Source organism: Pseudoduganella ginsengisoli, assembly GCF_009720865.1.
GTDB classification, from domain to species: Bacteria; Pseudomonadota; Gammaproteobacteria; order Burkholderiales; family Burkholderiaceae_D; genus Rugamonas; species Rugamonas ginsengisoli.
On sequence record NZ_WNLA01000002.1, the window covers coordinates 126731 to 141516 of the forward strand.

Consider the following 14786-nt stretch of genomic DNA (forward strand, 5'->3'; position numbering starts at 1 on the left):
GTTGTTCAAGATATTGAAAAACACCATATGCATTTCTCTAACTGTACTTGCCATGTCAAGCCAAGTGGCCACGGCAGACGCAGCTGTGGTCACGGAGCAGCAAGGACTGCACCAATGGCCTGTCCTAGGTGGAAAGCTGATAGCAGTTGCCGGAACATACCAGGATGTACTGACTTATAAGCGGAGTTTGACGTTCTATTTTACGAACAAAAATGGCGAGGAATGGAACCACGTTCCCATCATCGAGAGCAAGGTTGATCGCACTTTTACATGGTTTTCTATATCGAAGGGCGAAACAACAGTAGCAGATGCAAAAATTATCGCTCGGCAAGACGGCGTTTATTTGGCAATAGCCACCGTAGCGAAGGATCAGAACGGGATCGTGATATCAAGCTATAAGTTCACCGAAAATGCAAACGAACTCCCTGACGGGCCGGCGTATGTATTCAAGAAATTTGGTGACCGAGTCTGTCCGAAGAAGCTCTGCGCAACTGTGGAAGACGCGCTCAAGACGGAAACCAGCACGAAACTGACGAAGTAATTGAATAATTAATGGCAACAAGATTTATCAGCGCCAAATATGACGCAGATACCAGAACTGTGGATTATGTTGGGCACGATGGCTCTCATCTGCTAAGGACTGGGGGCACCATTGCATGGCGCTTCAATAATCCCGGAAATATTCGGCCTGCCGACGACAAGCTAATCATGGGCGCCATCGGGATAGGCACGACCAAACGCAATGGACGATTCCTGATCTTCGCTTCATACGAAGAAGGCCGGGCACAAAAGAAGTCATTGCTTCGGCGCGTCTACAACGACCGGACAATCTATACCATGCTGGCAGGCGTTCCTGATAAGAATGGGAAGATCGTTATGGGGTATGCGCCCGCGAACGACAATAACGATCCGGTAGCTTATGCGGCTGCGATCAGTAAGCACACCGGATTGCCGGTCACTACACGGCTGCGCGATATCAGTGACGCTAAAATGGATCAGCTCCTCGATGCCATGGAAGTGAAAGAAGGATTCAATAATGAAAAGAGCAGCCGCCAGGAAAAGTGTATAGCGACGACCAGTGTCACCGTTTCCGATGGAAGTCGTCCGAAGCCGAACGTCCCTGCTCAGATCAAGGTTGGCGAAACAACGAAAACGTTGAAAACCGATGCCTCTGGACAACTGCCTGTGATCTCCCATCTGGCTCTTGGCAACAAAGTCGAAATCTTTTTTCCTTCGATCAATGGCGAATGGGAAAAGCAATTGGAGTTCAAAACTGGAGAAGAGTGCCAATCCTTTGTCTTATTCCATGATTTACAGACTTTTGAAGGACGAGCGGAAAAAAAACGTCCGCGTGACTCAGGTTCGGTTGACGGAAAATCGCCGATACGATACGTGGTACAGCAGGGCGACACACTTGGAAAACTGGCAAAGTTATTTGACACGACTCCGGAAGCCATCCGCAGAAACAACCCGGAAATTAAGGACATTTCAAGAATTTATGAAGGTCAGGTGTTGGGTATTTATGGCAAACCGCCTCCGTTATTACCGCCCTCTCCTTCGGTGACGGCTGGTGCCCGCCTTCCACCACAACCAACAGCGGCCGCCCGCAGTAAAAAAGGAACTGACGCACCGCTCGCTATTGTCCCTGTCGACCAGGCACGAGCTCCTTGGATGGCTATAGCCATCGTCGAAGCCAGGCGGTTTGCTGGAAAAGAAGAGGACGTCATCACTAAAGATGAAAACTATCACAAGGACATTGGGGTTGGAAAGAACTTGGTGACTGCTCCATGGTGCGCATCCTTTGTTAATTACTGTTTGATGTCTGCGCATGCCCCGTTTGAACGCAGTGCTTCATCGCAGTTCCCTGTATGGTCCAAGAAATTCATCAAAATTGACGAACCTGTTTACGGTGCATTGATGGTCATGCGGAACTACGTCAAGAAAACTGGACAGTCCAACGGAACTGGTCACGTCACTTTCGTTTACGGTCAGTCGGAAAATGGAAGCATTGCTGGCTTAGGAGGAAATCAAGGAAACTCCATCAAGATTTCAGAATACCAGCGCACGGGAGTTTCATCCGAATTCATGTTGAAAGGCGTAAAAATGCAGCAGAAGTTTCATGGTTTTTACATTCCTGCGACATATCTTGACTTTGCAAAAAAAGAACCTCCGTTATCGACTGTAGACATCACCAAAGTCAATCAAGAATTATTAAAAATTACAAATTATACAGCCTCAGAAAATGAGGGTACGCGATGAAAAAAATACTACTATATTTAATTCTTTCAATGGCATCGCCTTTTTCACATAGTGGGTCACCAGATGGATTGCACTTGTTAGTAATGGGCGAAGAAAACGCCAACTCATATGCAACAGTCATTAAAAGCTACTTCGACCGCTATGCTCCTGGCCGTAAAGGATTTGGCTGTGACGACGCGCAACTCAATATCGCAGCCGCTTATCAAAAAAAGCCGCCAATGGGATTCGATCCCGCACAGGCAGCTCAGGCAACAAAAAAGATTTCCGCTCACAAAAAGTTATCTCGATTACTTCAGAGCTACAGGGACAATCAAAACAAAAATGGCTTTGATGGTGTTGTGTATTACGAAGTCAAGGAAGATCGCCTTAAGATCCACGGCATTTCCGCAGCCGACTTCAGCGATATATACTTGTCCGAAATTCCACTTAATAAAACTAGTGACGAACTCACCGTAAATTCAGCCATGTGCAAAGCCATGGTTCATTTACCAATATTAACACCTCCTTAAATCGCCTTACACTTCATAAATAAAATAAAAAATCCCGGGATTTTATAATTGCGATCAATTAGAAACATAAAACATAAAATCTTTTCCCTCACTGCATTCGGCATTATCCCATCAATCTCGCTGCCCCAAAACAGTCTCTGCGGCATTGGGGAAAAGACATTTTTCTCTTGTGAGATCCAGAGGAAGGTTGTTTCCCTGTGCGAAGGAGCCCAAGAATCTACCTATCTTGATTATCGCTTCGGAACAAAGAACAAGATTGAAATGACTTACAAGGCTATCAGCGATGAAAAAACCAAGTTTAAGCGAACTAATGTTTTATATGCCGGTAACTCCTCCCAAATAATTTGGTTCCAAATAAATCGATATCAATATATTTTAGATTTTCCTCTGCGCGGGAAGCCGGTACTTGTGGTTAAAAACAGTGAGAAAACCATTGCCGAGATGACATGCAAAGGTGGATGGGGAGGAGTTATGGGAAAACCTGAGGCAAAGTCTGAATTTATTATTGACTTACCTGACACATCCCCTGGGAATCTGGATGGCATCTTACTTAAATAACGAAAACATAGTCGCACGGAAGAACGTACGGACAAGAAACCAAGGCAACTCGGTGCGTTAATAACATGTCGAACTTATCCAAAGCCGCTCTTATAGTTACACTATCGACTTCGGGAGACTGTTTTTCTTCAGAAATTATAAAGTCCACTCAGCTAAATCAAGAAACAATTGAGGAATTCAGTATTTCTCACATCAAAGGCTTCGTCAGCGCCTATAAACTTCGCGATCGAGACGGAGACCATATACTCGTCCTTAGCCGACGCTCTACGCCATCCCCATCCAATCCAAACCTGGATCGAATGGAGTATATTGAATTACTGGCATCCTATTACAAACCGGTTTCTTCAAATGGATTACCGAGTGGACTGTCCGAGATTTCGTGGATTGTCCATATTTGGATGTAAGTGGGGATTTTATAAAAAACGGAATCACATTTACAGATCTGAACTCCGACGGCGCAATAGAGGTAACAGTTTCATATCAACTTAACTGCACTGGAGCAATTGAACCATCAAAAATAAAAACCATCCTCCGTGACGGGAAAACAAAATTTGCCATTCGCGGCGAGTCCCTGGTTATTCCAGTTGGACATGAGCCTTTTGGCGGTGAACGCACACTAGACAAAGAATTGCTAAAACCAAGCAACGGTTTATACAGAAAACATCTGGAGTCTGTTTGGGACCGGATTTACATTAAGAAAATGCGATGAGAGGGAGGCTCATAATAACCAGTACCCCATGTTCAGGCTTACTAACATGAAGCACCACTCCCGTAACTTCGTTGCCGCGCTCGTTACTGCAGGCGTGCTGATGTTGGCAGGCTGCGACACAAGCAGCAGTAGATCGCACGTATCGCCAGACATGACAAAGCTGACCGGCCTGATCGACTTGAACATCCAGGCGCAATCGGTGCAATGGGAGATCGTTGGAACGCCGGAATACCAGGGCGGCGTTCCAGGCCCCACCGACTTCGTCACGCTTGTGGCAGAGTTCAATGGCGCATCAGTTGGTGCGCAAGCACCCGGCAGCAGCGCTGCCACAACTGCCTACATCGTACCCAATGCAGCGCGTCCGTGGACCAGCGCAGTATTCCAAACCTTCCTGGCTGAAAAAGCGAACACCGTCGTCGATATTGGCGCACTGCCCCATTGCCGCCCATACCAGACGCGCCTGACGAAGACCGGCAACAGTGCACATGGATTCGTTTGCGCCTCACAAGGCCGCGCGCTTCTTTACGTCGTGCTCACGTCCCCTGAAAATACGTAATGAGCGCCCGGCAGGGCCATCACCGCCACGCGTCAATCCTTCAACAACCGCAACCCATACAGCCCGCCCGCAACGGACCCCGCCTGCGCAACAAACTTCACGCTGATCTTCGGCCCAAGCCCTGCCGGCAACGCAAAGTCACGGGTGTACATCGCATCGCCCGGCTCCTTTGCCAGTTCCACCGTCTGCAGCAACTGCCCATTCACCACGATATCGAACCTGCGTCCGGCATCAACCGGCGAAAATGCCAGCCGCAACACCTTCGCCTGCTGCTCGCGGTCATTCAACTCGTAACTGAACCACCCCGTCGCATGGCGCCAGTGGCGGCCGTTGCTGACGCCCGCATCGGCACCCTCCCCTTTGAAGAAATGGTCGGACTCCGGCTGCTGCTCACCTGGCGCCACCTGGTCGATAGTACGGGCATCCAATGCCAGCCGGTCCGCTTCTGCTTTCGCCGTGGCTTCGCGCATCAGCGCCAGGTTTGCTGGCGTCGTGTGCTGCCAGTACACCATGTAGCGCGCATCGTGCAGGCGGAAGAATGGGATGAAGCGGATGGAGGCTGCATCCTTGCCCTGTACCAGCCCCGGCGCCGTAAACGTCAGCGGCTCGCCTTTCACGGGCTTGAAGCGGTCCATGTATGCCTTGGTATCGCTGACAAACAATGGCGCGGCTTCCAGCGGGCACACTTGTCCCTGCGCGACGTGCCCCATGCGCGTATCATCGGCCAGGAAGTTCAGCTTCTCATTGGCGAAGGGCTGCGTCTTCGCAGCCAGTACGACGGGACCATGCAGCACCGCATAGTAATTCGACTTGTCCGGCATTTGTTCCAGGCGCGTCGTCATGGGCAACAGGATTTGCACCCTGTCGCCAGCGCGCCACTCCCGCTTGAGCGATACATAACCGCCCGGCAGTGCATCGGCTTTCACTGGCTTGCCATTCACGTGCAATTTCAACGCGCCCTTTGCCACCCAGCCCGGATAGCGCAGCTTCAATGTGAACGCCCCGCCCTGCTCCACTGTGATGGTGGAACGGTCTTCGTCCGGGAAACGGGTTTCCTGGCGCAGGCGCACGCCTTTTTCTTTCCAGCCCAGTGTGGACGGGATGTACAGGTTAACCAGCAGCGCATCGCCATCATGCGCATAAATGAATTCCCCGTACTTCGCATGGCTCTCGATGCCGGAACCCACGCAGCACCACATGCCCTTGTCCACTTGCGAATACACGCGGTAGTGGTTGGGGCGCATCGGCGTAAAGTACACAAAGCCGCCCGTGCCGGGGCGCTGCGACGACAGGATATGGTTGTAAAGCGCGCGTTCGTAATAATCCGTGTACTTGCCCTGCTGGTCGTCTTCGTACAGCAGTTCCGTCAACTTCAGCATGTTGTACGTGTTGCAGGTTTCCGGTCCTTCCACTTCCTGCACCATCGGATGAAAGTCTTTGTCGTCATGGAAGTGTTCCTTGACGCTGTTGCCGCCGATGGCCACCGTCCGGTGATCCACCACGGTTTGCCAAAAGAATTGCGCGGCGTCTTTCCACTGCTTGTCGCCGGACAGGCTGCCGATGCGGTGGAAGCCGATGACTTTCGGGATTTGCGTATTCGCGTGCAGGCCGGTCAATGCGTCGCGGCCCTGTTCCAGCGGCTGCAAGATCGCCTGGTGCGAAAAGCGCTTGGCCAGTTCCAGGTATTTCTGGTCGCCCGTCATTTGCGCCACTTGCGCCAGCACGTCATTCATGCCGCCATGTTCGCTGCGCAGCATCGCTTCCATTTGCTGCGGCGACAGGTGCTGCGACAACGCCAGCGCCCAATCAGCCAGCTTGACCAGCATGGCGCGGGCATCGGCATTGCCGGCCAGGCGCCACGCGTCGTACAAGCCCGCATACGTCTTGTGCAAGTTGTACCACGGGACCCATTTGCCGTTGACGGAGAAGTTATCGGCTTGCAGTTTGCCTTGCGCGATTTGCTCCCACGCGGCTTTGCCGCCGGGGATGCCGCCCAGGTAGCCGTCTGCCTGCTTATCCTGCGCCTGCTTCAGTTGCGCCACAAAATAATTCAGGCGGCGCAGCACTTCCACATCGCCTGTCGATGCGTACATCAGCGCCAGGGCCGACAGGTAGTGGCCGCCCAGGTGGCCATCGAGCCCGCTCGATTCCCAGTTGCCGTAGCTGTCTTTTACCGGCGCGATGCCCGCTTCGCGCAAGTAAGGGGCCAGCAGCTTGTCCGGGTCCAGCGCCAGCAGATATTGCAAGTCGGTTTGCTGGGCTTCCAGGAAGGGGCTGGGGAGCAGGCGGACGTCTTGCAGGGGGAAGAGCGATGCGGCTTGGGCCGCGTTCATCAATAGCGCGGCGGCTAGTGCAGCGGGTTTGAGATTCATTTTGGCTCTGGGCGGGGAGCGCGTTTGTGCGCTGCATGCAATGGCGGGTTGGTGGAACCCGCCCTACGCAGTTATGGCAGCATCCTGTTTGGCGTACCGGGGCTGGTTATTGGCGGACTACGGTGCTGTGGTAACGGTTCAAATCCTTTTGGTCAACTACTGGCCAAGCGTCTTTGTCCCACTTCATTTCCAGCACTTTCAGCTTTTGCAGATAGTGGTCGGCAGTTTCATACGCGTGCAGCACCATGTAATCCCTGCCGTCAAACGTGTAGGCGCTGTTGTGGCCCAAGCCTTTCCAGTCCTTGTCGCCTGCAATGACCAGCGAACCGCCCCCCTTCGCCATGTCCTTGCCATCCTTGTCAAGATACGGGCCGGTGACATCGCGCGAGCGGCCGACCACCACGTGGTACGTGCTTTTCTCCTTCTGGCAGCACAGGCCCCATGACGCGAACAGGTAGTAATAGCCATTCTTCCTGAAGATGAATGGCGCTTCGATTTCTTCCGGGCCGGCGGACCCGCCTTGCGCCGTGGTGGCGCCCGGACGGGCCGCGATGGCTTTCCATTCTTCCGGCTGCGCGAGTTTCGTGTGGCTGGCATCGAGCTTGACCAGCTTGAGGCCGGACCAGAACGAGCCAAAACTCATCCACGCGACGCCGTTGTCATCCACCACCACGTTCGGGTCGATCGCATTCCACTGGTCGCGGCCGGGAATCGACTGCAGCACCATGCCCTGGTCTTCCCATTTGTAATCGGGCGACTTCGGATCCAGCGTCTTATTGACGGTCACGCCGATGCCCGACGTGTTTTTGCCGAACGCCGACACCGAGTAATACAAGTAATATTTGCCGTTGTGGCGATGGATGTCGGGCGCCCAGATATGGCCGTCAAACCCAGGCGCGACGGCTTTTGCCCATGCAGGCTGGCCCGCGAACACGCGGCCTTCCGGCTTCCAGTCCACCATGTTGGTGGAACTGTAGAACGTGATGCCGGGGCCGGTGCTGAACACATAGTATTTGTTGCCGTCCCTGGCCATGACGGGATCGTGCACGTCAACCTGGACGGCGTGAGCCATCGTCGTGAGCAACGCTGCTACAAGGGTTGCGATGTATTTCATGCCGATTCCTCCATTACTGGCCGCCGGTACGGGCGCCCCACAGCGATACGCCATCCGCCGACTGCGCCGTGAATGTCACGACAAATGCATTGGCGTTGGTATTCCACTGGCGCGACAGCACTCCGCTGTACGCGCCGCCCCCATCCAGCGTCATGGTAACGTTGTTGCCGCCTTTGTGTCCCCACTTGCCGGTCATCGCCCCCGTCACTGTGCCATCCGCATTGAGCTTGATATTTTGCGACGATTTAATCGTGGCGGAAATATCCTTGCCATGGTTGATGACCTTGTAGCTGCCCGCCGCATCGGCTGCCGTAACCGTGGCCGGCTGCAGTGGCATTGACTTCGACAGCGGCGCATAGCGGAATGGCGACGCGACCAGCCAGCCATCTTCATTGACGAACAGCTCATGCACGCGCACTTCATGCTGCTCGCCCAGCCCCGGGAAACGGGTATGGAAGATCAGGAACGTTTGCTTGCTGGCCTTGTCGTAGTAAGCCGAGTTGTGGCCCGGCGACACATAGCCCAGCGGCGTTCCGGTTTCGCCAGCCGCCAGCTCAAAGCGGTAGTTGCCCATCAGTTTCTGGCCATACGGTGCAATCGATGCATCGTCAAACAGCGGCAACGCAGGATTGGCTTTCACCGTATCCATATCGACACCTTTGGCGTCCACATACGGACCATCGGCATTGCGCGAACGGGATACGCGGATATTATAGGCGCCGTTGGCATCGAGGCCGCCCCACGACGTGAACATATAGTAGTAATCCGCCTGCGGGTGGTACAGCACGTACGCGCCTTCGATGCGCGCATGGTTGCCGCCCAACAGGTGCTTGCCGTAGCCCTGCCCCGGCTTTTGCTTGCCCGTCGCTTCATCCATTTCCAGGATAAAGATACCGCCCGAATACGAGCCGTATATCATCCATAGCTTGCCCGCCTTGTCCTTGAATACTTGCGGGTCCACGACGTTCGGCTGTCTGGCGGCGTCGTAGATGGTCTTGCCATCTTCGCTGATCTCGCCCCACATGCCGGACTTCAGCAAGATGCCCTTGTTGATGTACGGCCCTTCAATCTTGTCCGCCACCGCGACGCCTAGCGCGGAACGGGGCGAGTCGCCTTTGCACGCGTTGTAGTACATGTAGAACTTGCCGTCTGCCAGCTGCACCACATCGGGCGCCCACAAGGTCGTGGTTTGCGCCCACGCGAAGGTTTCCGCCAATTCCCTGGTGACGTCGTTGAACAGCGGATTGGCAGCGTTGGCGCCATCCGCGATCCTGGTCCAGTTCATCCAGTCCGTCGTCTTGGCCGCTGCAAGATGCGAGCCGAACACGTAGAACGTGCCGTTCGCATTGATGACGGATGGGTCGTGCACGGACACGTTGGCAAACGTCAGCGCCGCTTGCGACGGCGTGGCAGGCGTCACCGGATCGGTTGGCGTAGCCGGTATCGCCGGTGTCGCCGCCGCCGTGGCGACGGCAGGCGAACCGCCGCCTCCCCCGCCGCACGCAGCCAGCGAAGCGGCAAGCGCCAGCGCCGGAACGAATGCAGTCTTTGCCACCGCTTACTCCACGTTTACCACAACGACGGACTTGGCCGGCAGTTTCATGGACAGCTTGCCGCCCTTCGCTTGCGCAGTGAATGGGACAGGTTTGACAGCGTCCGGCTGGGCAAACGTATTGTGCGCATCCATCGCGCCGGCGGTCAGCATGCGGCCTTGTACCGCACCAGCCTTGCCGCCCGCGACGTTGACGGTGACTTCCGTTTCCTTGTTCGGATTAGTGTTGACCAGCGCCAGGTACAGTTTGCCGTCCTTGCCGCGCGCCGCCGAAGCGCTCACTTGCGGCACGGCGGTTTCACCCAGCTTGTAAGCGCCGTTATCCTTGATGGCGACCGGCAGCGTGGTGGCGTCCTGGAATGGCACGTACATGTGGTACGCGTGGTAAGTCGGCGTCTTCAGCATCTTGTCCTTGTCGGTCAGGATCATCGCCTGCAGCACGTTGACCATTTGCGCGATGTTGGTCATGCGCACGCGGTCCGCATAATTGTGGAAGATGTTGAAGTTCAGCGCTGCCACGACGGCGTCGCGCAAGCTGTTTTGCTGGTACAGGAAACCGGAATTGGTGCCCTTTTCCACGTCATACCAGGTGCCCCATTCATCCACATAGAAACCGATTTTCTTTTGCGGGTCGTTCTGGTCCAGCACCTTGACGTTGTTGGCGATCAGCTTGTCCATCGCCAGCGTATTTTTCATGGTGGAGATCCACTCGCCTTCGCCAAAGCCGGTCGCAGCGCCCTTCACTTCCCACTTGCCGGTCGGGATCGTGTAATAGTGGAAGCTGATGGCGTCGATATTGTCTTTGACTTCTTTCGACAGCGTCGTGGTCCACGTCACGTCATTGTCATTGCCGCCGCTGGCGATGAATTTCGGACGGCTGTCGTGCGGCGCTTTCAGGAACGTGGTGGCGGTCTTGTACAGGTTCGCATAGTGGCCCGGCGTCATGTTGCCGCCGCAGCCCCACGCTTCATTGCCGACCGCGAAATACGCGACCTTGAACGGCTTGTCGCGGCCATTCTTGCGGCGCAGTTCCGCCAGGCCGGACTTGGTGTTGGACGTCATGTATTCCAGCCATTCCGCCATTTCCTGGTTCGAGCCCGTGCCCAGGTTGCCATTGACATAGGCATCCGCGCCCAGCAACTCCACCAGGTCGAAGAATTCGTGCGTGCCAACCCAGTTCGGTTCTTCCACGCCGCCCCACATGGTGTTGACTTTGACAGGCCGGTCCTTGCGCGGGCCGATGCCTTCGCGCCAGTGGTATTCGTCGGCAAAGCAGCCGCCCGGCCAGCGCACCAGCGGCACGTGCAAGTCCTTCAGCGCCGCCAGCACGTCGTTGCGCCATCCTTTCGTATTCGGGATGGGCGAGTCCGGACCGACCCACATGCCTTCATAAATGCCCGTGCCCAGGTGTTCGGCGAATTGGCCGTACACGTTCTTGTTGATGACGGCGCCCGGCTTGGCGGCGTCGATGGTGACGACGGTTTCCGCCCATGCCGCGAATGATGCGCAGGCCAACAGGCTTGCTGCTGCAGCGAAAATGGTTTTGTTCATGAAACGCATGTGAGTCTCCTTGTTATTTGACACCACGGCGGAAGCGCCGCCGGGTGAGGCATGGACGCGCGGACGCGGTACGGCGAGCCTGGATGGCGCCGTCCTTCCGCGACGTCTTGGAATGAATGGCTTGCCGGACAGCGTGCTTACACCCAGCCAGCGTCAACGATGAATTCCTGCGCCGTGCACATGGCGCTGTCATCGGCCGCCAGGAACAGTACCATCGACGCAATGTGAGCGGGCATCAGTTTTCCCGGCAGGCATTGCATGCGCGTGATTTCCTCTTCCGCCGCAGCGTCGACCCACAGGTCAATCTGGCGCTGCGTCATGACCCAGCCAGGGGTCACGGTATTGACGCGGATATTGTGCGGGCCCAGGTCGCGCGCCAGGTTGCGCGTCAGGCCGATCACGGCAGATTTCGTCGTGGCGTAGACAGGATAGCCGGCGCCTTTGGCTTTCCACGAAATGGAACTGATATTGATGATGGAGCCGCCGCCTTTTTTCTTCATGCCCGGCAGGACAGCCTGGCACGTAAAGAACATGGGACGCTGGTTGATCGCGATGCGCTCGTTCCAGTACTCGAGCGTGACGTCTTCGATATTGTGGCGCTGGTCATTGGCGGCGTTATTCACCAGCACATCGAAGTCGCCCAATTCTTCCGCGCATTCGGCCATGGCGGCTTGCAGCGCGGGGATATTCGTGATGTCGCAATAGCGGAATTGCGGTGTCTGGTGGCCGGCGGCGCGCACGCGCTCGACCAGCGCCAGGCTGGCGTCCCTGGCGATGTCCACGAAGGCCACGGAAGCGCCCTGCGCGGCAAAGGCTTCCACCAGCGATTCGCCTATGCCCGTGCCGCCGCCCGTGATAAATACGCGCTTGCCGCGCAAACTGCCGAATTTGGCCAATTCAGTCATGTTGTCTCCTCGTTCTTATTTTGATATGCATGTCACTGCGGGCCACCTGGGCCAGCTCAGCCTGCGGTGTTCGGTACGGTGCATCCCCCAAAGCGGATCATGCCTTGCCTAAAGCCCCATCCACGCGGCGCCAGATCCCGCTTGGGTTACCGTCGCGCAGCGACTCTGGCAGCAGCGCCTGCGCCAGGTTCTGATAGCACACCGGACGCAGGAAACGGTTGATCGCGCCAGTCCCGACAGACGTGCTGCGGCCATCGGCGGTGGCCGGGAATGGCCCGCCATGCACCATGGCTGTCGACACTTCCACGCCGGTCGGGAAACCATTGGCCAGAATACGGCCAACTTTACGCTCCAGCACCGGCAGCAATTGTTCCGCCGCGCCAAAGTCGCCCTCATCCAACTGCAAAGTTGCCGTCAACTGTCCTTCCAGGCGTTCCGTCACCGCCACCATTTCCGCCACGTCCTTGCAGGCAATCAGCATCGACGCAGGGCCGAACACTTCTTCATGCAGCGCATGCCTGGCAAGGAATTCGGCAGCTTGCGTCTTGAACAGCGCAGGGGCGCCTTTGCCGGCTTCCTGCACTTGCGCGTCGTTGCTATTGATCAGCGTCGTCACGCACGACTGGCCGGCCAGCGACGCGACGCCGCGCTGAAACGACCCAGCAATCCCTGGCGTCAGCATGGTGGCGCCCTGGACGTCGGCCAGCGCCTCCGCTGCCACGGCGGCAAAGCGGTCGAATGCCGGACCATCGATGCCCAGCACCAGGCCCGGATTCGTGCAGAACTGGCCTACACCCATCGTCAGCGAACCGGCGAAGCCTTGGGCAATGTCGTCGCCACGGGCGGCCAGCGCTTGCGGCAACAGGTACACCGGGTTAATACTGCTCATTTCCGCATACACGGGAATCGGTTGCGGACGCGCCGCCGCCACCGCCATCAGCGCGGTACCGCCGGAACGGGAACCCGTGAAACCGACAGCCTGGATTGCAGGATGCGCGACCAGGGTCTGGCCGATGCCATTGCCCGTGCCCGTCAGCAGCGCAAACACGCCGGCTGGCAAACCACACTGCTCTACCGCCTTGACGATGGCGCGCGCCACCAGTTCCGACGTGCCGGGGTGCGCCGAGTGGGCTTTCAGCACGACCGGACAGCCGGCTGCCAGCGCGGACGCCGTATCGCCGCCCGCCACGGAAAACGCCAGCGGGAAGTTACTGGCCGCGAACACGGCGACGGGGCCGACCGGAATCATGCGCATGCGCAGGTCCGGGCGCGGCGGCGTGCGCTGCGGCAGCGCCGTATCGATGCGGGCATCGCGCCACGAACCTTCACGCAGCAAGTCCGCGAACAGTTTCAACTGGTTGCACGTGCGGCCACGTTCCCCTTCCAGGCGTACACGTGGCAAGCCCGATTCCGCCATCGCGCGTTCGATCAGCGCGTCGCCCAGCGCCATGATTTCCGCGGCGATGGTTTCCAGGAAATCCGCACGCTTGGCGTCCGCCAGTGCGCGGAACGTATCGAAAGCTGCGCCGGCCAGCGCGCACGCTTCATTGATTTGTTCCAGGTCGACCATGTGGAACGATGGCTCGATATGCTGGCGCAGCGATGGGTCGAACGCCTGGAACGAACCGCCGTTGCCTTGCACGGCATTGCCGTTGATGAGGGCTTGTCCGGTAATGGTGGTAACTGAGGTCACAGTGCTTTCACTTTCGCATACGAGGTTGCAACGACTTCCAGCTTGTTACGCAGCGCCGGGCCAAAGACCGGCGCCTCCACCTCAAAGCTCTCGCCCGCCTGCACGCTGATGTTGTCCGCCACGCTCAGCGTTGCCGTGCCGAAGAAATGAATGTGCACGTCGCCCGGACGGTTGAACAAGCCATATTTGAAATGGTGGTATTCGAGGTTCTCGATGGTGTGCGACATGTTTTGCTCGCCGCTGACGAACGCTTTTTCCCAACGTACTTTCCCTTCCTTGTCCAGGATGCGGGACGTGCCGGAGACGTGCTGCGGCAATTCGCCCACCAGCAGCGCCGGGCCCAGGCCGCACACGCGCAGCTTCGAGTGGGCCAGGTACAGGTAATTCTGGCGCTCCGTCACATGGTCGGAGAATTCATTGCCGATCGCGAAACCAACGCGGTAAGGCTGTCCATCGTCGCCAATCACGTACAAGCCCGCGATTTCAGGCTCTTCGCCGCCATCCAGTGCGAAGTCCGGCATTTTCAACGCTTCGCCATTGGCCGCCACGATGGAGCCATCGCCTTTATAGAACCACTCCGGCTGCACGCCCGGCGTGCCCGAAGCAGGCTTGCCGCCTTCCACGCCCATGCGGAACATCTTCATGGAATCGCTCAGGGTTTCCACGTCGCCGCCGATTTTCTTATGCATGGCGTCGCGCGTGCCGGCGCTGCCCAGGTGGGTCAGGCCGGTGCCGCACACATAGGTGTGAGCGCTATCTTCATGATCCAGGGGCGTCAGCAAACGGCCGCCTGCCAGCACTTCCTGATACGAATGGGTTTGCGCGCCGGCGCGGGACTGGGCCAGTTCCGCCAGGCCGGTCTTGCCGCGGATGGCTGCCTGCGCCAGTGCATACGTCGTGGTAAAGCCTTCGAGTTCGCGGATGGTGTCCTGCTCCAGCAGGCCCACGCGGCGTTCTCCGTGTTGATTCTTGAACTGTACGAGCAACATGAATGTGTCC

The 14786-nt window shown here is 56.8% G+C and carries 13 protein-coding genes; 6 read left to right on the forward strand and 7 right to left on the reverse strand.

Features of this window, described 5'->3' with window-relative positions:
- Position 1: 1 nt before the first annotated feature.
- The 6 genes from GM668_RS05290 (at position 2) to GM668_RS05315 (ending at position 4591) form a co-directional block, all read left to right on the forward strand.
- The gene (locus tag GM668_RS05290) at positions 2 to 541 is read left to right on the forward strand and encodes a hypothetical protein (protein ID WP_155437901.1); all 540 of its coding nucleotides are present in this window, start codon (positions 2 to 4) and stop codon (positions 539 to 541) included.
- Positions 542 to 552: 11 nt separating this feature from the next.
- On the forward strand, positions 553 to 2259 hold the full coding sequence (locus tag GM668_RS05295; RefSeq protein ID WP_155437902.1) for a TIGR02594 family protein: 1707 nt from the start codon (positions 553 to 555) through the stop codon (positions 2257 to 2259).
- On the forward strand, positions 2256 to 2768 hold the full coding sequence (locus GM668_RS05300; protein WP_155437903.1) for a hypothetical protein: 513 nt from the start codon (positions 2256 to 2258) through the stop codon (positions 2766 to 2768). The genes GM668_RS05295 and GM668_RS05300 overlap by 4 nt, the downstream gene beginning before the upstream one ends.
- A gap of 261 nt (positions 2769 to 3029) precedes the next feature.
- Positions 3030 to 3326 carry a hypothetical protein gene (locus tag GM668_RS05305; protein ID WP_155437904.1) on the forward strand — a complete coding sequence of 99 codons (297 nt, stop codon included), beginning with the start codon at positions 3030 to 3032 and terminating at the stop codon, positions 3324 to 3326.
- Positions 3327 to 3678: 352 nt separating this feature from the next.
- Positions 3679 to 4035, forward strand: coding sequence for a M949_RS01915 family surface polysaccharide biosynthesis protein (locus tag GM668_RS05310; RefSeq protein WP_371868645.1), 357 nt, complete (start codon positions 3679 to 3681; stop codon positions 4033 to 4035).
- 46 nt (positions 4036 to 4081) lie between these two features.
- Entirely contained in the window at positions 4082 to 4591 is a 510-nt protein-coding gene (locus GM668_RS05315; protein ID WP_155437906.1) for a hypothetical protein, read from the forward strand.
- A gap of 32 nt (positions 4592 to 4623) precedes the next feature.
- Here GM668_RS05315 and GM668_RS05320 read toward each other — a convergent pair whose 3' ends face one another.
- From GM668_RS05320 to araD1, 7 genes are all read right to left on the reverse strand, one after another.
- Positions 4624 to 6963 (reverse strand): glycoside hydrolase family 127 protein, encoded by a 2340-nt coding sequence (locus tag GM668_RS05320; RefSeq protein ID WP_155437907.1) that lies wholly within the window; start codon positions 6961 to 6963, stop codon positions 4624 to 4626.
- Between the two features lie 106 nt (positions 6964 to 7069).
- Entirely contained in the window at positions 7070 to 8077 is a 1008-nt protein-coding gene (locus GM668_RS05325; RefSeq protein WP_155437908.1) for an arabinan endo-1,5-alpha-L-arabinosidase, read from the reverse strand.
- A 13-nt stretch (positions 8078 to 8090) separates the two neighbouring features.
- On the reverse strand, positions 8091 to 9632 hold the full coding sequence (locus tag GM668_RS05330) for a glycoside hydrolase family 43 protein (RefSeq protein ID WP_170305498.1): 1542 nt from the start codon (positions 9630 to 9632) through the stop codon (positions 8091 to 8093).
- 3 nt (positions 9633 to 9635) lie between these two features.
- Positions 9636 to 11180: an alpha-N-arabinofuranosidase gene (locus GM668_RS05335; RefSeq protein ID WP_229498979.1), complete on the reverse strand. Its 1545-nt coding sequence runs from the start codon at positions 11178 to 11180 to the stop codon at positions 9636 to 9638.
- A 146-nt stretch (positions 11181 to 11326) separates the two neighbouring features.
- Positions 11327 to 12094 carry an SDR family NAD(P)-dependent oxidoreductase gene (locus tag GM668_RS05340; protein WP_155437910.1) on the reverse strand — a complete coding sequence of 256 codons (768 nt, stop codon included), beginning with the start codon at positions 12092 to 12094 and terminating at the stop codon, positions 11327 to 11329.
- Positions 12095 to 12191: 97 nt separating this feature from the next.
- Positions 12192 to 13787, reverse strand: a complete 1596-nt coding sequence (locus GM668_RS05345) for an aldehyde dehydrogenase (NADP(+)) (RefSeq protein WP_170305499.1) — start codon at positions 13785 to 13787, stop codon at positions 12192 to 12194.
- Entirely contained in the window at positions 13784 to 14776 is a 993-nt protein-coding gene (araD1, locus tag GM668_RS05350) for an AraD1 family protein (protein ID WP_155437911.1), read from the reverse strand. Before araD1 ends, GM668_RS05345 begins: the two co-directional genes overlap by 4 nt.
- Positions 14777 to 14786 lie beyond the last annotated feature (10 nt).